At 58.9% G+C, this 19,181-nt stretch carries 22 protein-coding genes; 12 read left to right on the forward strand and 10 right to left on the reverse strand.

The window, feature by feature from the left end:
- The 8 genes from hisG to ACESMB_RS06530 form a co-directional block, all read right to left on the reverse strand.
- Window positions 1–356, reverse strand: a 356-nt coding sequence (gene hisG / locus ACESMB_RS06495; protein WP_372971155.1) for an ATP phosphoribosyltransferase, incomplete at its 3' end; no start/stop codon positions are given.
- Between the two features lie 22 nt (window positions 357–378).
- The gene (murA, locus tag ACESMB_RS06500) at window positions 379–1,641 is read right to left on the reverse strand and encodes a UDP-N-acetylglucosamine 1-carboxyvinyltransferase (protein WP_372926566.1); all 1,263 of its coding nucleotides are present in this window, start codon (window positions 1,639–1,641) and stop codon (window positions 379–381) included.
- A gap of 27 nt (window positions 1,642–1,668) precedes the next feature.
- On the reverse strand, window positions 1,669–1,911 hold the full coding sequence (locus ACESMB_RS06505) for a BolA family protein (RefSeq protein WP_372926567.1): 243 nt from the start codon (window positions 1,909–1,911) through the stop codon (window positions 1,669–1,671).
- A gap of 60 nt (window positions 1,912–1,971) precedes the next feature.
- Complete coding sequence (locus ACESMB_RS06510; RefSeq protein WP_372971156.1) at window positions 1,972–2,313, reverse strand: lipid asymmetry maintenance protein MlaB; 342 nt, start codon at window positions 2,311–2,313, stop codon at window positions 1,972–1,974.
- Entirely contained in the window at window positions 2,310–2,963 is a 654-nt protein-coding gene (locus ACESMB_RS06515; RefSeq protein WP_372926569.1) for a phospholipid-binding protein MlaC, read from the reverse strand. The genes ACESMB_RS06510 and ACESMB_RS06515 overlap by 4 nt, the downstream gene beginning before the upstream one ends.
- Before the next feature lie 31 nt (window positions 2,964–2,994).
- Window positions 2,995–3,444, reverse strand: coding sequence for an outer membrane lipid asymmetry maintenance protein MlaD (mlaD, locus tag ACESMB_RS06520; protein ID WP_372926570.1), 450 nt, complete (start codon window positions 3,442–3,444; stop codon window positions 2,995–2,997).
- Between the two features lie 38 nt (window positions 3,445–3,482).
- Window positions 3,483–4,262: a lipid asymmetry maintenance ABC transporter permease subunit MlaE gene (mlaE, locus tag ACESMB_RS06525; protein WP_372926571.1), complete on the reverse strand. Its 780-nt coding sequence runs from the start codon at window positions 4,260–4,262 to the stop codon at window positions 3,483–3,485.
- A complete protein-coding gene (locus ACESMB_RS06530; RefSeq protein ID WP_372926572.1) occupies window positions 4,262–5,074 on the reverse strand; it encodes an ABC transporter ATP-binding protein in 813 nt (270 codons plus the stop codon). The genes mlaE and ACESMB_RS06530 overlap by 1 nt, the downstream gene beginning before the upstream one ends.
- A 256-nt stretch (window positions 5,075–5,330) precedes the next feature.
- Between ACESMB_RS06530 and ACESMB_RS06535 the strand changes: the two genes are divergently transcribed.
- From ACESMB_RS06535 to yjgA, 12 genes are all read left to right on the forward strand, one after another.
- Window positions 5,331–6,311 carry a KpsF/GutQ family sugar-phosphate isomerase gene (locus ACESMB_RS06535; RefSeq protein WP_372926573.1) on the forward strand — a complete coding sequence of 327 codons (981 nt, stop codon included), beginning with the start codon at window positions 5,331–5,333 and terminating at the stop codon, window positions 6,309–6,311.
- A complete protein-coding gene (locus ACESMB_RS06540; RefSeq protein ID WP_372926574.1) occupies window positions 6,311–6,892 on the forward strand; it encodes a KdsC family phosphatase in 582 nt (193 codons plus the stop codon). Before ACESMB_RS06535 ends, ACESMB_RS06540 begins: the two co-directional genes overlap by 1 nt.
- The gene (lptC, locus tag ACESMB_RS06545) at window positions 6,892–7,482 is read left to right on the forward strand and encodes an LPS export ABC transporter periplasmic protein LptC (protein WP_372926575.1); all 591 of its coding nucleotides are present in this window, start codon (window positions 6,892–6,894) and stop codon (window positions 7,480–7,482) included. Before ACESMB_RS06540 ends, lptC begins: the two co-directional genes overlap by 1 nt.
- A complete protein-coding gene (gene lptA / locus ACESMB_RS06550; RefSeq protein ID WP_372926576.1) occupies window positions 7,466–8,065 on the forward strand; it encodes a lipopolysaccharide transport periplasmic protein LptA in 600 nt (199 codons plus the stop codon). The genes lptC and lptA overlap by 17 nt, the downstream gene beginning before the upstream one ends.
- The gene (gene lptB, locus ACESMB_RS06555) at window positions 8,043–8,768 is read left to right on the forward strand and encodes an LPS export ABC transporter ATP-binding protein (RefSeq protein WP_372926577.1); all 726 of its coding nucleotides are present in this window, start codon (window positions 8,043–8,045) and stop codon (window positions 8,766–8,768) included. The genes lptA and lptB overlap by 23 nt, the downstream gene beginning before the upstream one ends.
- A 119-nt stretch (window positions 8,769–8,887) precedes the next feature.
- Window positions 8,888–10,414 carry an RNA polymerase factor sigma-54 gene (locus ACESMB_RS06560; protein WP_372926592.1) on the forward strand — a complete coding sequence of 509 codons (1,527 nt, stop codon included), beginning with the start codon at window positions 8,888–8,890 and terminating at the stop codon, window positions 10,412–10,414.
- 26 nt (window positions 10,415–10,440) lie between these two features.
- Entirely contained in the window at window positions 10,441–10,749 is a 309-nt protein-coding gene (hpf, locus tag ACESMB_RS06565; RefSeq protein ID WP_007155319.1) for a ribosome hibernation promoting factor, read from the forward strand.
- Between the two features lie 96 nt (window positions 10,750–10,845).
- A complete protein-coding gene (ptsN, locus tag ACESMB_RS06570; protein ID WP_372926578.1) occupies window positions 10,846–11,316 on the forward strand; it encodes a PTS IIA-like nitrogen regulatory protein PtsN in 471 nt (156 codons plus the stop codon).
- A 28-nt stretch (window positions 11,317–11,344) separates the two neighbouring features.
- A complete protein-coding gene (gene rapZ / locus ACESMB_RS06575; RefSeq protein ID WP_372926579.1) occupies window positions 11,345–12,226 on the forward strand; it encodes an RNase adapter RapZ in 882 nt (293 codons plus the stop codon).
- 7 nt (window positions 12,227–12,233) lie between these two features.
- Window positions 12,234–12,503 (forward strand): HPr family phosphocarrier protein, encoded by a 270-nt coding sequence (locus tag ACESMB_RS06580; protein ID WP_372926580.1) that lies wholly within the window; start codon window positions 12,234–12,236, stop codon window positions 12,501–12,503.
- 107 nt (window positions 12,504–12,610) lie between these two features.
- Window positions 12,611–13,972, forward strand: coding sequence for a magnesium transporter (mgtE, locus tag ACESMB_RS06585; protein ID WP_372926581.1), 1,362 nt, complete (start codon window positions 12,611–12,613; stop codon window positions 13,970–13,972).
- Window positions 13,973–13,992: 20 nt separating this feature from the next.
- Window positions 13,993–14,520, forward strand: a complete 528-nt coding sequence (yjgA, locus tag ACESMB_RS06590; RefSeq protein ID WP_372926582.1) for a ribosome biogenesis factor YjgA — start codon at window positions 13,993–13,995, stop codon at window positions 14,518–14,520.
- A 20-nt stretch (window positions 14,521–14,540) separates the two neighbouring features.
- Here the strand turns inward: yjgA and ACESMB_RS06595 are convergent, their stop codons facing one another.
- Complete coding sequence (locus tag ACESMB_RS06595) at window positions 14,541–15,401, reverse strand: carbon-nitrogen hydrolase family protein (RefSeq protein WP_372926583.1); 861 nt, start codon at window positions 15,399–15,401, stop codon at window positions 14,541–14,543.
- A 23-nt stretch (window positions 15,402–15,424) separates the two neighbouring features.
- Window positions 15,425–19,156, reverse strand: a complete 3,732-nt coding sequence (locus tag ACESMB_RS06600; protein ID WP_372971157.1) for a YhdP family protein — start codon at window positions 19,154–19,156, stop codon at window positions 15,425–15,427.
- Window positions 19,157–19,181 lie beyond the last annotated feature (25 nt).

Raw genomic sequence — 19,181 nt, forward strand, 5'->3', positions numbered from 1 at the left:
AACTTGGTGGCCACACGCAGGCGACCTTCCGGTGCATCGGTATCTTTCTTACCGGCCGTCATCAAACGACACCTGGAAATATTCAGATCCAGCGGCTCATAGAGCCCCTCACCACCATGCTCCATCAGCACATCCTTGCCGGTCACACCAAGATCGGCCCCGCCATACTGAACATAAGTGGGCACGTCGGTTGCGCGTAGAATGAGTACGCGCACGTTCGGGTCGGTGGTGGGAAACACCAGCTTCCGGGACTTCTTTACATCGTCGACCAGCTCAATGCCTGCTTCTTTCAGCAGCGGCAGGGTCTCGTCGAGGATTCGCCCCTTCGACAGCGCGATGGTGATGGAGTCGGTCATGCGTCCTTCCGGTTCAGTGTGTTCAGGCTGGCAGGCGGCGGATACTGGCGCCCAGCAGCTGCAGTTTCTCTTCGATGCACTCGTAACCGCGGTCGATGTGGTAAATACGGTCCACGATGGTGTCGCCGTCAGCCACCAGGCCGGCGATGACCAGGCTGGCAGAAGCCCGCAGGTCCGTCGCCATCACCGGAGCACCGGTCAGGTGGTCGACGCCCTTGATGATGGCAGCGTTGCCCTCAAGGGTGATGTCCGCGCCCATGCGGATCAGCTCCTGCAGGTGCATGAAGCGGTTCTCGAACACCGTCTCCACGATGGTGCCAGTACCCTCGGAAACCGCGTTCATCGCCGCAAACTGGGCCTGCATGTCCGTCGGGAACGCAGGGTATGGTGCTGTGCGCAGGCTGACAGCCTTGGGCTGGTTCCCTTTCATGTCGAGGGAGATCCAGTCCTTGCCCGTGTCGATGTGGGCACCGGCCTCTTCCAGCTTCAACAGAACGGCTTCCAGCAGATCCTCGCGGGTATCTTTCAGCTTGACCCGGCCACGGGTCGCGGCCGCTGCAACCAGGTAGGTTCCGGTTTCGACCCGGTCCGGCAGTACATCGTAATGGCAGCCGTGCAACCGCTCGACACCGTTGATCTCAATGGTCGCGGAACCGTGGCCCTTGATGTCGGCGCCCATGGCGATCAGGCACTCGGCGAGGTCCACCACTTCCGGCTCCCGCGCTGCGTTTTCGAGGATGGTTTTGCCATCCGCCAGCGCCGCCGCCATCATCAGGTTCTCGGTACCGGTTACTGTCACGGTATCCAGGAAGATGTGAGCACCTTTGAGGCGGCCATTGGTTTTGGCCTTGATATAGCCGTTCTCGACCTTGATCTCGGCGCCCATCATTTCCAGGCCGTGGATGTGCAGGTTCACCGGCCGGCTGCCGATGGCACACCCACCGGGCAAGGAGACTTCCGCCTCGCCAAAGTGCGCTACCAGCGGCCCAAGCACGAGGATCGACGCCCGCATGGTTTTCACCAGTTCGTAAGGGGCGTGGAACTGCTTGATGGTGTTGGCGTGAACCTCCACGCTCATTTTCTCATCAATCATCAGCTCCACGCCCATGCGGCCGAGCAGCTCGATCATGGTGGTGATGTCGTTGAGATGCGGCAGGTTGCCTACGGTGACAGGTTCATCCGCCAGCAGGGTGGCTGCAAGAATCGGGAGCGCGGCGTTCTTGGCACCGGAAATCCGGATTTCGCCATCCAGAGGTTTACGACCCCTGATCAGAAGTTTATCCACAGTTAAGTCCTGTTGTTTGCGGGCGTATCAGCCCTGGCGAGCGGCCCACTCAGCCGGAGTGAAGGCTTTCGGATGCAGGGCATGAATGGTGCCGTCAAGAATGTGCTGGAACAGCGCCTTGTTGATCAGCTGTTGCCGTTTGATCGTTGGCAACCCTTCGAAAACGTCACCCACTACAACGACGAGGTAATGATTGCCGTCCACCTGCACCTGAACTTCACAGTCAGGCAATGCCTCTTTAACCAGTTCGGCAACTTCAGTGGCTTCCATAAAAAATCCTCGGGCGTTTTTGAATCAGGGGCGGGATTGTAACCAATTATGGCGTCCGGGTCAGCTCTGGTGCTGGTTTTCAGGGGATGCCGGCGATGGGAAGCCCGGCAACTGGCCATCAAGACCACTCAGGGCCGCAAGGGAACCCAGCCGTTGGCCGACGCCGGTAAACTCTAGGGACTGGCTGCGGCCACGGGCCAGGCGCTGCCAGCAAAGCAGGAGGGAAAGCACCACGCTGTGGGCAGTTGTCATCGCAGCAAGATCCACAACCAGATCCGCTTTACTACCCAGAATGAGCGCTTCACCCTCCTTGCGCAGTGCAACCACGGTCAGCGGATCAATATCCCCGCTGATCGTCAGCCTGTCGCCATCAATTACCAGTGTTGCCTGCTCCGGTGTCATGATTTGTCGACTTCGTCTTCCAGGTTCAGGGATTCAACAGCGTCACCCCAGCCCTCAATGACAACCTGGACTTCGCCGCCATTCTTTTCCATTTCCTGACTGAAACGGTCACGGAAGGCCAGGCCAATATTCACACCCTCAACGATGACATTTTCCATCATCCAGCGGCCTTCGTCTGCCTCATACATGGAATAGGTTACCGGGTAACGGCTGCCCGAGTCGGTGATTACTTCCATACGCACCGACGCACGCTGGTCGTTATTGGGGTTGATGGTGGCGTCCTTGACCTCGATGGTGAAGTCGTCAGCGCTCACCAGCGCCTGGGCGTAGCTGTCAAAGAGGCTGCGCTTGAACTTCTCCACGAATTCGTCACGCTGCTCCGGTGATGTCTGTCGTGCATACCGGCCCATTACCCGGGCCGCTATACGGCGAAAATCCACAAAGTCTTTCAGCTCTTCATCCATGCTCTTGTAGAAAGCCTGGGGGTCCCGATCATACAACCCCTTCTCGTCATGGAGCTTGTCCACAAGCCGTTGGGTATTTTCATCCACGTATTCACGCAGCTCATCTTCCTGGCTGGCCTGAGCCGGCAGCGTCAGAGCAGTCATCAGTAAGGTAACGAGCAGCAGGCTGCGTCTTATAAGAACCATGGTTATCTCCTGTAAACCACTTGCTTTCGTGTTACTGCCCGGAGGCAAAATTGGATATCATTCGTTCGAGGTTCATGGCGGACTGTGTGGAGTAGAAAGTATCTCCATCGCCCAGGGATTCCATATCGCCGCCCACCGAAATATCAATGTACTGTTCACCAAGCAGGCCGGATGTACGTATTACTGCGGAGCTGTCGGCGGGGATGTTGTCCACGCTTTTGTTGACGTCGATAACCACCCGTGCCTGGAAGCTTTCCCGGTTCAGCGTAATCTCCCGGATATTGCCCACGGTAACCCCGGCCATGGATACCTTGGCGCGCGGGGTCAGCCCACCGGCATCATTGAAATTGGCGTAGAGCGTGTACGAACTCTCAGGCGCCTTTGGCGTCAGCCCGCTGACCTGCAGCGCCAGAAACATCAGGGCCGCAATACCGGCGATCATGAATAGCCCTACAATGACTTCTGTTGTTCTCTGTGCCATGACGGCCCCCTGTGTTCAGATGTTTCAGTATACCGCGTTCAGAAGTCGCCAAACATGACGGCTGTGAGCACAAAGTCCAGCCCCAGGATCGCCAGCGAGGAATAAACCACGGTTTTGGTTGTGGCGGAGCTGATACCCTCGGACGTAGGCACACAGTCGTACCCCTGATAGACCGCAATCCAGCTGCAGACGAAACCGAATACCACGCTCTTGATCACGCCATTGAGAACGTCGGAGGTAAAGCTTACCGACGACTGCATGTTCCCCCAGAATGAACCTTCAAACACACCGAGCCATTCGACGCCAACCAGCATGCCACCAAAGATTCCGACCACCGAAAACACGGCCGCCAGCACAGGAACCGCAATAAAGCCGGCCCAGAGTCTGGGGGCAATCACGCGGCGCAGCGGATCCACCCCCATCATTTCCATACTGGAAAGCTGCTCGGTGGTTTTCATCAGTCCGATTTCAGCGGTCAGGGCCGAGCCGGCACGACCGGCAAACAGCAGTGCCGTCACCACCGGCCCCAACTCCCGCACCAGCGTCAGGGCAATCATCTGGCCAATGGCCGCTTCCGAGCCGTAGTCGCTGAGAATGGTGTAACCCTGCAATCCCAGTACCATGCCGATAAACAGGCCGGACACTACAATGATCGCCAGGGACAGCACGCCGACCGAGTAAAGCTGTTTGAGCAGCAGCGGGAACGCCACCGAAGGCCTGGACACGCCACCCAGGACCCCAGCCAGAAAACGGCCGGACCGGCCCAGCGACGCAATGATATCAAGCCCCAACCGGCCAAATGCCGACAGTTTTTCCATTAGCGCCTCCTCCCGGTAACACCCCAGTCCTGCCCGGCATCCACCGCCGGATAATGGAATGGCACGGGGCCGTCGGGATGGCCATGCAGGAACTGCTGGACCCGCTCTGACGGGTGGGCTTTCAGTTCCTCCGGCGTGCCGTCCCCGATAACCTGGCCATCGGCCACGATGCAGGCGTAATGGCAGATGCTCAGGGATTCCTTCACGTCGTGGGAGACCATGACGCTGGTCAGGCCCATGGAGCTGTTGAGATCCCGGATCAGCTTGATCAGCACCCCCATGGCAATCGGATCCTGCCCGGCGAACGGTTCGTCGTACATGATCAGTTCCGGATCGAGAGCGATACTGCGGGCCAGGGCCACCCGGCGGGTCATTCCGCCGGACAGTTCGGCGGGCATCAGGTCGCGGGCACCACGCAGGCCGACGGCCTCCAGCTTCATCAGCACAATGTCGCGGATCATGTCTTCCGGCAGGGAGGTATGAACGCGGAGCGGAAAAGCCACGTTCTCGAACACACTCAGATCGGTAAACAGGGCACCACTCTGGAACAGCATGCCCATTTTCTCCCGCAGACGGTAAAGAGCCTTGCGCTTCAGCCCCGGCACACTTTCACCGGCAACGGTTATAGTGCCGGCATCCGGGCGCAACTGGCCGCCAATCAGCCTCAGCAGGGTTGTTTTCCCGGTACCGCTCGGCCCCATGATGGCGGTGATCCTGCCGCGGGGTATGTCCAGGCTGACACCATCAAAGATACGACGGTCACCGCGGGTAAACACCACGTCTCTGAGTTCGATGTAGGGGGATGTGTCCATACCAGTTTCCATTAACCGCATCGGTGTCGCAGGGCCTGTCGCGTGGATCCACCGCGATCTCCCGGGTACCTGCGACCCTCGAAATTGACGGCTACATTATGCCAACCTGCCGATAACCTCAATCCATCCTTCACAAAATGAATTGATATCAATGTTCAGTTTTGCTGAACGTCTTGTCATGAAGACAGCCAGAGCCTGTGAAGTGATATACTCTCGCCACGATGAAAAGCATTAACATTTTTAACCCGGGTGCCAGATGAACACCGAGATCAGCCAGAAGTTCAGAGAATCCGCCCTGCGGGCCATTGAGATCGAGCGCGAAGCAATTGACGCACTCACAGACAGGATCGATGACCACTTTGTGCGCGCCTGCGAGGTTATTATGGCCTGCAAGGGCCGCGTTGTGGTGACCGGCATGGGCAAGTCAGGCCACATCGGCAACAAGATTGCCGCCACCCTGGCAAGTACCGGCACCCCCTCCTTTTTCGTGCACCCGGGCGAAGCCAGCCATGGCGATCTGGGCATGATCACCAGCCAGGACGTCGTGCTTGGCATTTCAAACAGCGGCAACACCAGCGAAGTGCTGACCATACTGCCGCTGATCAAGCGCATGGGCGCACCCCTGATCAGCATGACCGGTAACGCTAACTCCACCCTGGCGAAGGAAGCCGTCGCCAACCTGGATGTCAGTGTTGCCCTGGAAGCCTGCCCTCTGGGGCTTGCCCCCACGTCAAGCACCACGGCTACCCTGGTAATGGGAGACGCCCTGGCGGTCGCCCTGCTGGAAGCCCGCGGCTTCAGCACCGAGGATTTTGCCCTGTCCCACCCCGGTGGCAGCCTGGGCCGCAGGCTGTTACTGCGGGTATCCGAAATCATGCATACCGGCGACCGCATTCCCCGTGTTCAGGAAGGCACCACCCTCAGTGGCGCACTGCTGGAGATTTCCCGCAAGGGTCTTGGCATGACCACCGTTATCAATGCCGGCGGCGACCTGGTTGGCGTATTCACCGACGGTGACCTGCGCCGCACCCTGGACCGCTCCGTGGACATCCATAACACGCCCATTGCCGAAGTGATGACACGCAACGGCCGCATCATCCACGACGACCAGCTGGCCGCAGAAGCGCTCAACATGATGGAAGAGCTGAAAATCAATGCCCTGCCGGTCATTGACCGGGACGGCAAACTCACCGGCGCCATCAACATGCACGACCTGCTGCGGGCCGGGGTAATCTGATGAGTGATATAAAGGGCGATCTGATGACAGATCACCAGCGCCCGCAGTGGTCCGCAGAGCTGATGGAGAAAGCTGCCGCCATCCGCCTGCTGGCGCTGGACGTCGACGGTATCATGACGGACGGCAAACTGTTCTTCAGTGCATCGGGTGATGAACTGAAAGGTTTCAACATTCTTGACGGCCTGGGTATCAAGCAAGTCATGGCAGCAGGCATCGAAGTCGCTGTTATTACCGGTCGGTGCTCGCCTCTCACCGACAAACGAATGAACGACCTGGGCATTCCGCACCTGATGCAGGGCCGGGAAGACAAAAAGATCGCTCTTCAGGAACTGGCCGGCCAGCTTGGCCTTTCCCCGCAGCAGATCGCCTACATGGGCGATGACCTGCCCGACCTGCCGGCCATCCTTTATGCCGGACTGGGCATGACCGTGCCCAACGGCTACTGGCTTGTGCGGCAACACGCGGATCTCTGCACCATGGCAGCCGGCGGCAGCGGTGCTGTCAGAGAAGCCTGCGAACTGTTGCTGAGCGCCAGTGGGCAACTCGATGCCAGCCTGCAACCGTACCTGGAGCATAATTGATGGCGGCGCTGCCCATTATTCACCGCCCATGGGCAAGAACCCTGGGCCTGGCTGGCGCGATAGTGGCACTGTTGTTTCTGCTCTGGCAAAGTGACGACCCATCGGAGCCGATAGACGCTGAATCACTGCGTGGCGAATCCGAGCCTGACGGTTTCGTGGTCAATGGTCATTACCTGTCTTACGACGAAAGCGGTCGGCTGACCACACGGTTCCGAAGCCCGAGAATCGAGCAGTTCGAAGGCCGCAGCGAGACCATAATGAATTCTCCCCGGGCGACGCTCTATGGCGAAGAAGGCAGCCCGCCCTGGCAGGTTCAGGCGAGCGAGGGGCGTTTTCTGGAAGCTGACGACCTGGTTCATCTGACCGGGGATGTAAGGGTAATCCGGGAAGCCGATGGCGGGCGCCCGCTGACCCTGACAACAACCGCGCTGACGCTGAATAACAGTGAGCGCACCGTTTATACGGACAAGCCGGTGGAGCTGACCGATGCCGTCAGCCTGACCACGGCAACTGGCATGAAGGCCTGGATTGATGACCGCATTCTTGAACTCGACTCGCAGGTGGAAGGACGCTATGAGCCCGGGAAGTAAACCTTTGCCCCACAGCAGGCCCTCCCGGTCAGCCCTTAAGCGGCTGGTACTGGTTGCTGCGTGCCTGGCGCTGGTTGTGCCGCTGGCGCAGGCCTTTGACCTGGAGTCGGATGACCCCATCAAGGTCAACGCCGACAGCGCGAGGCTGGACGATGGCCAGGGCATCGCGACCTACACCGGCGACGTGGAAATGACCCAGGGCCAGACCAACCTGACTGCCGACAAGGTCGTAATGCACCGGGACGAAACCGGCGTCAGCCGCATAGAAGCAACGGGCCAGCCAGCACACTACCGGCAACCGGCCACGGAAGGACAGGGTGAGACCGACGCCCGCGCCCTGACGATTACCTGGTCTGCCGCTGAAAACCGCGTCACGTTCGAGCGTGAGGCGGTTATCGAACAGGACGGAAATCTTTTCCGCGGTGACGTTATCCAGTACGACAGTGCCGAACGTGTTGTCACCGCCGAGGGCGCCGCTGACCAGGGCGAAGGCAGTGGCCGCGTCGAGATGGTGATTCAGCCACGGAACAAAGACCGCAACCCCGACAGACAGGATACCGATGGCAGTTCTCAGAGCCAGTAACCTGGCAAAAAGCTACAAACAGAAAAAAGTGGTCATCGATGTGTCCCTGGAAATCCGCAGCGGCGAAATTGTCGGGTTGCTGGGCCCCAATGGTGCCGGCAAGACCACCTGTTTCTACATGATCGTGGGGCTGGTTCCCGCCGACAATGGCCGGGTCACCATCGACAACCACGACATCACCCCGCTTCCGATGCATGGCAGGGCAAGAAAAGGCATCGGTTATCTGCCCCAGGAAGCCTCGGTGTTTCGCAAGCTGACAGTGCGCGACAACATCATGGCCATCCTGGAGACCCGCCGCGAACTCAACCGCAACCAGCGCGATGCCAAACTGGAAGAATTGCTGACGGAGTTTCATATCACCCATATTCGTGACAGTGTGGGCATGGCATTGTCTGGCGGTGAACGGCGGCGGGTGGAAATTGCCCGGGCCCTGGCAATGGAACCTGCCTTCATCCTTCTGGACGAGCCCTTCGCGGGGGTCGATCCGATCTCGGTGAGTGATATCAAGCAGATTATCCGCCACCTGCGGGATAAGGGAATTGGCGTGCTGATCACCGATCACAATGTGCGGGAAACCCTCGATATCTGTGAGAATGCCTATATCGTCAGCGGGGGGCACATCATTGCCTCGGGCAGCTCCGAAGACATACTGGCCAACCAGCAGGTCAAGGAAGTGTATCTGGGCAACGAGTTTCGCCTGTAGTACACTCGGCAAAGAACTTGCTTGGCACGGCAAGTAGCCAGCATACAAAGACTTTTTGTGCAACCCAAACTCCCGAAAGAGACCGAGAGATACCGAGTGACGGATCCTGAACCATGGTTATGAAAGCCTCATTACAGTTAAAGCTGGGTCAAAGCCTGACCATGACGCCCCAGCTGCAACAGGCTATCAGGCTTCTGCAGCTCTCCACCCTCGATCTCCAGCAGGAAATCCAGCAGGCGCTGGAATCCAACCCCATGCTGGAAACTTCGGAAGACGACGACAACCAGAACCCGGAATCCACGGAGAGCGACAACGACGTCGCGGAAAAATCGTCTTCTGAAGACTCGAACACCGCCGCGGAATCATCTGCTGACTGGGATGAATCTGAAAACGGGCCCGACTGGTCGTCGGAAACTGACAGCCCCGACACCATTCCCGATGACCTCCCGGTCGACACCGCCTGGGACGACATCTACCAGTCTGCTCCCGCGTCATCTGCCCGCAACGACGACGAGAACGACAACGACTTCGAAACCCGCAACTCGCCCACCGAAACCCTGCACGATCATCTGGAATGGCAACTGAACCTCACGCCCCTCAGTGAGCGTGACCAGGCCATCGCCCATGCGCTGCTGGATGCGGTGGATAATCACGGATACCTGACCTCGCCCCTCGAGGAAATCCATTCCGGGATGGTTGAGGAGTCTGATGAAGACCCACTGGAACTGGACGAAGTGGAAGCCGTACTGCGCCGCCTTCAGCATTTCGACCCGCCCGGTGTCTTCGCCCGGGACCTGCAGGAATGCCTGCTGATCCAGCTTAACCAGTTGCCAGCGGATACACCCTGGCTGTCCCAGGCACGCCTGGTCATTACCCACTACATCAATCTGCTGGGCAATCGTGATTATGCCCAGCTGTTGCGCCGCAGCCGCCTGAAGGAAGACCAGTTGCGGGACGTTCTGGCCCTGATTACCGGGCTGAACCCGCGCCCGGGCGACACTCTCGACCAGGCCGAACCCGACTACGTCATACCGGATGTTATCGTACGCAAGCACAACGAACGCTGGCGGGTTGAACTGAATCCGGAAATTGCGCCGCGCATTCGTGTCAATGCCAGCTATGCTTCATTGATAAAGCGGGCAGACAGCAGCGCCGACAACACCTACCTGAGGGATCAGCTTCAGGAAGCGAAATGGTTCATCAAGAGCCTGCAGAGTCGCAACGAGACCCTGCTCAAGGTGGCCACGCGGATTGTCGAGCACCAGCAGGGATTCCTGGATCACGGCGAGGAACACATGAAGCCACTGATCCTGTCGGATATCGCCCAGGCGGTGGAAATGCATGAATCAACCATTTCCAGGGTCACCACCCAGAAATACATGCATACTCCGCGGGGCATATTTGAACTCAAGTATTTTTTCTCGAGCCACGTAAGCACTGACGAGGGTGGAGAGTGTTCCTCCACGGCCATCCGGGCGATGATCAAAAAGCTGATCGCAACGGAAACCCCCAAAAAGCCATTGAGCGATAGCAAAATTGCAGCCATGCTAGGAGAGCAGGGTATCAAGGTAGCGAGAAGAACCGTCGCCAAGTACCGTGAGGCAATGCACATTCCTCCGTCCAATGAAAGAAAGCGACTGGTGTAGTAAACATCCGATAACAGGAGAAGCCTATGCAACTCAATATTTCAGGCCATCACGTAGAACTGACCCCCGCACTGAAAGATTACGTATCCGGTAAGTTCGAAAAGCTTGAGCGCCATTTTGACCACATCAGTAACTGCCAGGTCACCCTGGAGGTGGAAAAAGTGCGTCAGATGGCGGAAGCTACGCTACACGTGATAGGTGGAGAGATTCACGCAAAGGCCGAAAACAGCGATATGTATGCCGCCATTGATGCACTGGTGGACAAGCTGGACAGGCAGATCCTGAAGCACAAGGAAAAGAATGTTGACCGGATGCATGGAAACGGTGCCCGTTAGGGCATCCCGCTTCCTGCATAACAGTTAATCGAGCTGCGGCACCGGCTTAGTTACAAAAGCTGCCGCAGCCTTTTTTTACGGAACTGCAGTCAATTCATGAGCGACACATCCCTGACTATCGAGAACATTCTCGCGCCGGAGCTGGCCCTTTGCCGGGTACCCGCCTCCAGCAAAAAGCGGGTTATGGAAACCATCGCCGAGAAGATCCAGCAACATGATCCGTCACTCAGCGATACCGAGATATTCAATAATCTGGTCGCCCGGGAGCGACTGGGTAGCACGGGTATTGGCCAGGGTATTGCCATTCCCCACTGCCGCCTGGAAGGCCTGGATCACGTTGTGGGCGTATTGCTGACACTGGAGGAAGGCGTTGCCTTCGATGCCATCGACAACCAGCCGGTGGATCTGGTTTTTGCTCTGATTGTTCCCAAGGAAGCAACCAGTGAACACCTTGAACTGCTGAGCCAGCTGGCCGAAAAGTTCAACGAAAGAGCATTCTGCGATCAGCTCCGCCAGTGTACCGACGCGGACTCTCTCTATCGCCGGATGACGGCCGAGGGAAGCTGAACCACTCCGGATTCGAGGTGAATGGGCTATGAAACTGATCATTGTCAGCGGCCGGTCAGGGTCCGGTAAAAGTACGGCACTGCACGTGTTGGAAGACCTGGGCTTCTATTGCATCGACAACCTGCCCATCGGACTGCTGTTTCCACTGACCCGGGAAGCCACTACCCAGAGTTCACCGGGCCGGCTGGGCAAAATGGCGGTGAGCATCGACGCCCGCAACCTGTCCGGCGAGCTCAGCAATTTTGAAGACATCTACCGAAGTCTGCAGGAAACCGGTGTGACCATCGAGGTGATCTACCTCGACGCCGACGAACAGTCTCTGCTGCAGCGCTTCCACGCCACACGCCGCAAGCATCCGCTGAGTGACGACAAGACTTCTCTGCGGGAAGCCATCGGCAACGAGAAAAAACTGCTGGAACCGCTGTCGAAACTGGCGGATCTCTATATCGATACCACCGGGCTGTCCATGTATGAGCTGCGGGACATGGTCAAACAGCGGGTGGCCGGGCGCCGTCATCAGGAACTGGCGCTGTTGTTCCAGTCATTCGGCTTCAAGCACGGCGTACCGCTGGATTCGGATTACGTGTTCGATGTCCGCTGTCTGCCCAACCCCTACTGGGACACCAGTCTCCGAAAATTCGTGGGCACCGACCAGCCGGTTATCGATTTTCTGGAAAAAGAGCCTCTGAGCCGGAAAATGGTGGATGACCTGACCCGCTTCCTGGAAAGCTGGCTGCCCTCCTTCGCGGACAGCAACCGCAGCTACATGACCATTTCCATCGGCTGTACCGGCGGCCAGCACCGCTCGGTGTATGTCTGCGAGCAACTGGGCCGGCATTTCACAGAAAAATACAGCAACGTACAGGTTCGGCACACGGAACTTCCCCACCTGCAGAGTCGGGAAAGCTGAACCGCTTATGATTCGCCGCCCCGTTAAGATCATCAACAAACTCGGGCTTCATGCCCGGGCTGCGGCAAAACTGGTGGCAAAGGCGTCGGAATTCGAAAGCAGCGTCCACCTCAGCCGGAATGATCGCAAGGTCGACGCCAAAAGCATCATGCCGGTAATGATGCTGGCTGCCAGCCAGGGAACAGAAGTAGAGCTGATCGCCGACGGACCTGACGAGGCCGAGGCCATCGACGCACTGGAAGCACTGATCAACAATTATTTCGGCGAAGGCGAATAGCCGGCCGCCCCATTGGCAGCCCGTCAACGGCATTCACCTACAACTCTTTCTCACCTGTGCATCCTAACTTCGCTATAATACGGGCGTTTTCTGACTGTGGGTGATCCATGACCGATATTCTGGAGAAAAGCCAGGCTCGCCAACGCCTTCGCTCCCTGAGCGAAGCGCTGGACAGTGGCGCCCTGAAACAGGTTGCCCGCATCCTCAATGGCGGCCTGAGCCCCAGCGATATTGCCCACCTGCTGGAGTCATCTCCGCCCCGTCAGCGTGCCCTGTTGTGGAACCTGGTCGACAAGCAGCTGGAAGGCGACGTTCTCCAGTACCTCAATGATGACATTCGTGGCTACTTCCTGAGCCAGCTGAACGCCCAGGAACTGGCCGACATCATTGAAGATTTCGAGTCGGACGACCTTGCCGACCTGTTGCAACAGCTGCCGGACACGGTGATCCAGGAAGTCCTGGACACCATGGACGAGCAGGACCGCCAGCGCGTGGAGGAAGTGCTCTCCTATCCGGAGGACACCGCCGGCGGCCTGATGAACACGGACACCATCACCGTGCGCCCGGATATCAGCATTGACGTAGTTCTGCGCTACCTGCGCCGCCACCGCAACCTGCCCCCGATGACAGACAGTCTGATCGTGGTGAGTCGGCGGGACGAGTTCATCGGCATGTTGCCGATCACCAAAATGCTGGTGTCGAACCCGGCGGCAACGGTGCGGGAAGTCATGGACACCGACATCGAACCAATACCGGTCACCCTGTCCGACACCAAGGTGGCCACCCTGTTCGAGCGCTATGACCTGATCTCGGCACCGGTGGTCAGCGAGGAAGGCAGGCTGCTGGGGCGGATCACCATCGATGACGTGGTTGACGTTATCCGCGAGGACGCCGACCACTCGCTGATGAGCATGGCCGGCCTGGATGAAGACGAAGACACCTTCGCGCCGATTTTCAAGACCACCCGGCGACGGGCGGTATGGCTGGGCATCAACCTGATTACCGCGTTTACCGCATCCGCTGTCATCGGCCTGTTTGAAGCCACCATCGAGAAAGTCGTGGCCCTGGCCGTGCTGATGCCTATCGTGGCTTCCATGGGCGGTATTGCCGGCAGCCAGACCCTGACCCTGGTGATCCGCGGCATGGCCGTGGGGCAGATCAGCGGTGCCAACGTGGGCTGGCTGCTGAACCGTGAATTCGTCGCCGGTGCCCTCAACGGGTTGCTATGGGCCGTTGTGGTGGCCTCGGCCGCCACCCTCTGGTTCAAGGACATTATGATCGGCGCCATCATTGCGGCAGCGCTGATCATCAACCTGATCGCCGCCGCGCTTGTTGGTACAGTGCTACCCCTGTTCCTCAAGTCCCGCAACATTGATCCGGCACTGGCTGGTAGCGTTATACTGACAACAGTAACCGATGTGGTCGGGTTTATGGCGTTTCTCGGCCTTGCCACCATATTTTATGGCTAATCCGACAAAACAGGCACTCCATGACCGATATTCAAGACGACTCCCCGGAATACCTCGGCCCCAGCAAATCCCAACTCAAACGGGACATGCACCGGCTGCAGGACCTGGGCAAGCGCATGCTCGAGCTCAGCAACGACCAGCTCGACACCCTGCCCATCAGTGCGACCCTGCGAGCGGCCATTGAAGAATCACGCCGCATTCGCCAGAACGAGGCCCGCCGGCGTCACCTGCAGTACATTGGCAAGATTATCCGCCAGGAAGACGATACCGAGGGTCTGACCCGTGCCATTGACGCGTTTGACGCAGGCAGCGAAGAGCATACCCGCCGCCATCACCTGGCTGAGCGCTGGCGTGACCGGATGATCGAAGAAGGCGACTCTGCGGTGGGGGAATTCCTGAACTACTGCACAACCGCGGATATCCAGCACCTGCGTAACCTGGCCCGCAATGCGCGCAGGGACATGGAGAAAGGCAAAAACACAGGCCAGCCGAGAAAACTGTTTCGCTACCTGAGGGAATGCATTGATGATGTGGAGGCGGCCCACTAGCAGCACGCCCCCGAAACCCGCTAGAGCCTCCGGTGCTCCCAGACCGGCATCCGGGCGCGTATATCGCGCAGCCGCTGCTGATCCAGGTCAGCCACAACCACTCCGGGCCCCTCGCCGATTTCTGACAACACACGTCCCCAGGGGTCGACGATCATGCTGTGGCCATAGGTGCGCCGGCGCTCACTGTTCTGGCCGCCCTGACCAGGCGCCACCATCCACACCTGGTTCTCGATGGCCCTGGCCCGCAGCAGCGCATGCCAGTGCGCATCACCAGTGTTCCAGGTGAAGGCACTGGGCAACGAAATCCATTCAGCCCCCTGCTCCCTTAGCTTGCGGAACAGCTCCGGAAACCGGAGGTCGTAACAAATGGCCAGGCCGAGCCGACCGGCAGGCGTGTCGATGACCACCACGTCTTCACCGGGCTCAAAGGTATCAGATTCCCGATACTGGCCCTGGGCATCCTCCACCATGGCATCAAACAGATGGATCTTGTCATAACGGGCAACTTCCTCACCCTGGTCGTTATAGACCAGGCAACAGGCCCTGACATGATTCCTGACGGTAGACCCGTCGGGGCGGGAGGCAATAGGCAGTGAGCCGCCCACAATCCAGATACCCAGCCGCGCAGCCTGGTCTGCCAGGAAGTGGCGTATCAGGTTGTCAGGGTCCGCCTCGCGACGGCCACAACCAATCATCTGCCGCGTTGCCAGAACCGCGAAATTTTCCGGCAGTACCGCCATGCCGGCGCCCGAGGCTGCTGCCTCGGCCAGCAAACGCTCCGCTTCCCTGAGGTTAGCGGCGATATCATGGGTGCTCACCATCTGTATGGCAGCGACCCTGTTGGATTGCCTGTTTACTGCCTGCTGTTCGTTTACCGACATTTGCTGTCCTCCGGGTAACATCATTACTGGCCGGTATCGAATACCCGCCTGAGCCGAACATCCGGTTCGTCCCAGCTCCCACTGACACTATAAGTTGCACTGGTCAGTTTACTCAATGGATCTCCCAACACTTTGTCCAGAACAAACAGCGCGCCGCCTATGGGAGCCCCTGCTCCCATCAGCAGTGCAGCCAGTGGCAGATTCTGGGTCAGGGGCAGAACCACCACCATTCTCATGTCGAGGCTTTCCTCTATCATGTCGGTACTGCCGGTAAGCTTGAAGGCGCCGGAGGGACCAACCACCTGCAGTTCCGGGTCAAGCGTCAGCAGGCCATTGATCATGCTGGCCTTGCCTGAAATGGCGTCAAATGCCACACCAGCCTCGTACAGATCGGAGAAGTCCAGCTGCAGCCGGCGCCACAGTGTATCGGAGTTCAGCAGGTTGAATACCCGAAACAGTTGCGCCGTATTGTTGCCCTCAAGTATGACGCCGTCGTCGAAGCGTACCCTTACTGAGCCGCTGAGCCCCGACAGGTCGAACTCATTGGGCCTGCCGGGCCAACCGATATCCAGGTTGACCGCCGTGCTCTCACTGCGAAACGGGATCTCGGTGCCAAAGAGATTGCCCAGGTCCGCCAGCGACTCCCCGGCAATGTCGCCAACAAAACGGGTGGTTTCACGGTCTCCGGCGACACTCCAGGTCAGCTCCCCTCCCAGAGTCAGGGAGTTGAGTGTTCCGGCAATGTCCTGGACCCGAAACCGCGTTGCTTCGGGGCGAAGCCCCAGGTTCCAGCGTCCGGCATCGTCATCATCAAGCTGAAGGCTGGCGATGCGAAGATCAACATCGGGCCAGTTCTCCATTGCCAGTTCATGGAAGGCCCGGATCTGTTCTTCCGGGTCGGGCAGCGGTGGAATCTCTTCCTCTGCGGTCTCATCATCCCTGGCCAGCTTCAGCCGCTCCAGATCCACAACAACGGGGCTGTCATCCGTAGGCCAGTAGACAACACCCGAAAGCCATTCGGATTCCGCATCTACAGACCACTGCCCGTTGTCCCTGCGCGCGGAAACCTCAATATCCTCCAGCTGCCGCTCACCCAGAAAGACAGTATTAAGATTCAGCCCGAGATTGTCCGGCTGCCACACCAGGTCGAGATTCAGGCGGTCCGGCCAGTCAACGGAAACGCTGACCCCATCGTCATCTCCGGGCTCTATCCGTGCACTCAGGGGCGCTTCCTCGTCGGCCGATTTCGCCAGTGGTTCCGGCCAGTTAACCGCAAGACCGGTCAGATCCGAGTATAGCCTGACGGCAGATGCTGTTCCCGGCGATACGTCCAGGGTTGCCTGGTAACCGACTTCGCCGCTCAGGCCCAGGCTGGCTCCCTCTGGCAAGGCGGTCCGGGCCAGCAGGCTGCTGATATCGAGACGCCCGTACTGGCGGATATTGACGGCGTCGCTCTCCTCCAGACGGCGCAGCAGGATTGTTACCGGCGCCCCCATGAAATGCGCCTGAACAGGCCGGTCGGAGAAACCGTCTGCAGTACTGAAATTCAGCTCTCCTTTGATCCGTGTCCATTGCAGATCTGCCGGTGAGTAGCTCAACGTGCCGTTATCTGCCCGCACTGTGGCACTGATGTCGGGGGGAGAATCCGAATCCAGAGGCAGACCGAGCCCCAGGTCAAGGTGATAACTGCCATCAAGCCGGATGCTCCTGCCGGCATCCCCGGCCAGCTCCCCAAGCGGGCTGTTTTCCATCCAGTATGTCACCGCCTCACCAGGAACCGGTGCGGCGGCATCGACATACACATGAACGCCGTCGTTTCGGGGCTCAACCCTGACCTGCCCCGGCTGAAGCTCAAGGCCGCCAGTGCGGCCGGACTCCACATCAACCCGGGTGCTGCCATTCTGAACGTAGACTGTTCCGGATGCGTCCGTGACCTCCGGCCAGCGCTCATCGTAGCGCACGGTTGCGTTCTCGAACTGGTAAGCCATGGAGGACACAAAAGACCCGGGCGGAGCATCGCGATTGATCAAGCCATGACCGAAATACTCCCCGCTGGTAACGTCCGCTTCTTTTATCGCGGTGGTCAGCCAGTCGTACAGGCCCGGAGCCACAGCCTTGACCGGCACAAAGTCCGCCAGCATCCCGGCGGTTCCGTCGCGAACGCCAACCCTGATGCCGAGGTTGTCTTCGCCGTGGCGATCCAACCGCAAGTCAAAGGCGCCGGCAAGGTCTGTTCCTTCCCCGTATACCATCCCGATATCTTCCGAGTAGACGCGGATAATATCTCCCTCCAGACGCCATGCCACGGCTGCATTTAAGTCCCGTAGATTCCAGGACCCACGGAACAGATCAGGGAAGCCCAGCGTCAGCTCATCACTCTGCGCACGGACATAACCGCCTTCCCTGTCCAGTACCAGTCTGCCATTCACGCCCGACACACCCGGCGCCCCGCCGTATGCCCTTACACCGACGTCCTGCATCTGCGCAGCCAGCTCAAAGTGGCCGCTTCCCACTGGCGGAAGTTTGAGCACCAACTGATTCAGTGTCCCTGTTGGCCGATAGTTCTCAAGTGCCCTCCCGGCCATATCCGGCAACAGGCCCAGCCCGGCGACCAGGCGCCGTAATGGCTGCAATACCAGCTCGTCGGCAATGATCCTGGGCCCGGCTTCGTCGTGCCGGAACCGCAGGCTGAACGGCGGAACCTGGTCCCCATTCCATCGCCACTCCAGCCCCTTGAGATGAAACTCACCGGTCTCAAACCAGGGCTGCTCCGCGGACTCCGGTCCCTGCTCTCCCGTTGTACCCTGCCTGCGCCAGCCAAATCTTGCACTGATGTCCTCGATCGGCGCCAGGGACTCGCTGCCAGCGCCGATCTGCAGGTACGGCGTTGCTACCCTGCCACTGACCTGCTGCATCAGGCCGTCACGGAAGGTCATCCATACCTGGCCACCCAGATCAAACCCTTCCACGCGAATATCCCGCCAGGCGTATTCTTCAACAAGCCCGTCGAACAGTCGGCCGGAGTTGATATCAGCGTAAAGCTGACCGGTGAAGTCACCGCGGAAAAAGTGCCGGCCAACCAGTTCGAAACTGGCCAGTTGCTCAGTCGTGCCGGGGCTCATGGCCCGGCCCGAGGCATGAAAGAGGCCCCGTTGGTAAACAAGGTCCAGCTGGGGGATCTCCACATGCCGCAACTGGTCATTATTGTCGCGGACACCCAGGTCAAGGCGGGTTATTTTTACCGAGGGGTCGGAAAGCCAGCGTCCGGCAAGGTCAAGCCAGAGCTCAATATCGTTGGCGACCGGTTCGGGGATATCAACCCCTTCAACCATCACTTCGCCGCGAGAGGTCTGGTTTACCGTCAGCTCGAGACCGTCCGCCTCAAAGCCGGCAAATACAATGCGCGTGCGCCGCAACGAAGCCAGGAAGTCCAGACCGACGCGAACACTCTGCAGCGAGCCGGCCACATCAGCGCTCTCGTCATTCGACAACACGACAATTTCGCGGGCGATAATGGTCGGGTTCAGCCAGTTCCAGCTCGACGACAGGGAGCCGACACGAACTTCCTGGCCAAGCTCCGATGACAGTACCTGTTCGATATTCGCGCGGTAATCGTTGATATTCTTGGTGAGTTGCCGCCCCAGCCCGGCGTAAAGCGCCAGCAGGATGACGACAAGCAGCAGCAGCCACCACACCAGGCTGGCCAGGCGTGACAGTATTCGTACAAAGACATGTCTGTTTTCTTGATCAGCCACACTGGATGCCATCAGGGGGAACCGC

This window comes from Marinobacter sp., assembly GCF_041686475.1.
Classification (GTDB): Bacteria; Pseudomonadota; Gammaproteobacteria; order Pseudomonadales; family Oleiphilaceae; genus Marinobacter.

Bases quoted from the DNA above. Each gene is read 5' to 3' on its own strand.
- rapZ (WP_372926579.1), top strand. From the start codon at position 11,345: ATGAAACTGATCATTGTCAGCGGCCGGTCAGGGTCCGGTAAAAGTACG.
- hpf (WP_007155319.1), top strand. From the start codon at position 10,441: ATGCAACTCAATATTTCAGGCCATCACGTAGAACTGACCCCCGCACTG.
- ACESMB_RS06505 (WP_372926567.1), bottom strand. From the start codon at position 1,911: ATGGAAGCCACTGAAGTTGCCGAACTGGTTAAAGAGGCATTGCCTGAC.
- lptC (WP_372926575.1), top strand. From the start codon at position 6,892: ATGGCGGCGCTGCCCATTATTCACCGCCCATGGGCAAGAACCCTGGGC.
- ACESMB_RS06580 (WP_372926580.1), top strand. From the start codon at position 12,234: ATGATTCGCCGCCCCGTTAAGATCATCAACAAACTCGGGCTTCATGCC.
- mgtE (WP_372926581.1), top strand. From the start codon at position 12,611: ATGACCGATATTCTGGAGAAAAGCCAGGCTCGCCAACGCCTTCGCTCC.
- ACESMB_RS06560 (WP_372926592.1), top strand. From the start codon at position 8,888: ATGAAAGCCTCATTACAGTTAAAGCTGGGTCAAAGCCTGACCATGACG.
- ACESMB_RS06540 (WP_372926574.1), top strand. From the start codon at position 6,311: ATGAGTGATATAAAGGGCGATCTGATGACAGATCACCAGCGCCCGCAG.
- ptsN (WP_372926578.1), top strand. From the start codon at position 10,846: ATGAGCGACACATCCCTGACTATCGAGAACATTCTCGCGCCGGAGCTG.
- mlaE (WP_372926571.1), bottom strand. From the start codon at position 4,262: ATGGAAAAACTGTCGGCATTTGGCCGGTTGGGGCTTGATATCATTGCG.
- ACESMB_RS06510 (WP_372971156.1), bottom strand. From the start codon at position 2,313: ATGACACCGGAGCAGGCAACACTGGTAATTGATGGCGACAGGCTGACG.
- yjgA (WP_372926582.1), top strand. From the start codon at position 13,993: ATGACCGATATTCAAGACGACTCCCCGGAATACCTCGGCCCCAGCAAA.
- lptB (WP_372926577.1), top strand. From the start codon at position 8,043: ATGGCAGTTCTCAGAGCCAGTAACCTGGCAAAAAGCTACAAACAGAAA.
- ACESMB_RS06530 (WP_372926572.1), bottom strand. From the start codon at position 5,074: ATGGACACATCCCCCTACATCGAACTCAGAGACGTGGTGTTTACCCGC.
- ACESMB_RS06535 (WP_372926573.1), top strand. From the start codon at position 5,331: ATGAACACCGAGATCAGCCAGAAGTTCAGAGAATCCGCCCTGCGGGCC.
- lptA (WP_372926576.1), top strand. From the start codon at position 7,466: ATGAGCCCGGGAAGTAAACCTTTGCCCCACAGCAGGCCCTCCCGGTCA.
- mlaD (WP_372926570.1), bottom strand. From the start codon at position 3,444: ATGGCACAGAGAACAACAGAAGTCATTGTAGGGCTATTCATGATCGCC.
- ACESMB_RS06595 (WP_372926583.1), bottom strand. From the start codon at position 15,401: ATGTCGGTAAACGAACAGCAGGCAGTAAACAGGCAATCCAACAGGGTC.
- ACESMB_RS06515 (WP_372926569.1), bottom strand. From the start codon at position 2,963: ATGGTTCTTATAAGACGCAGCCTGCTGCTCGTTACCTTACTGATGACT.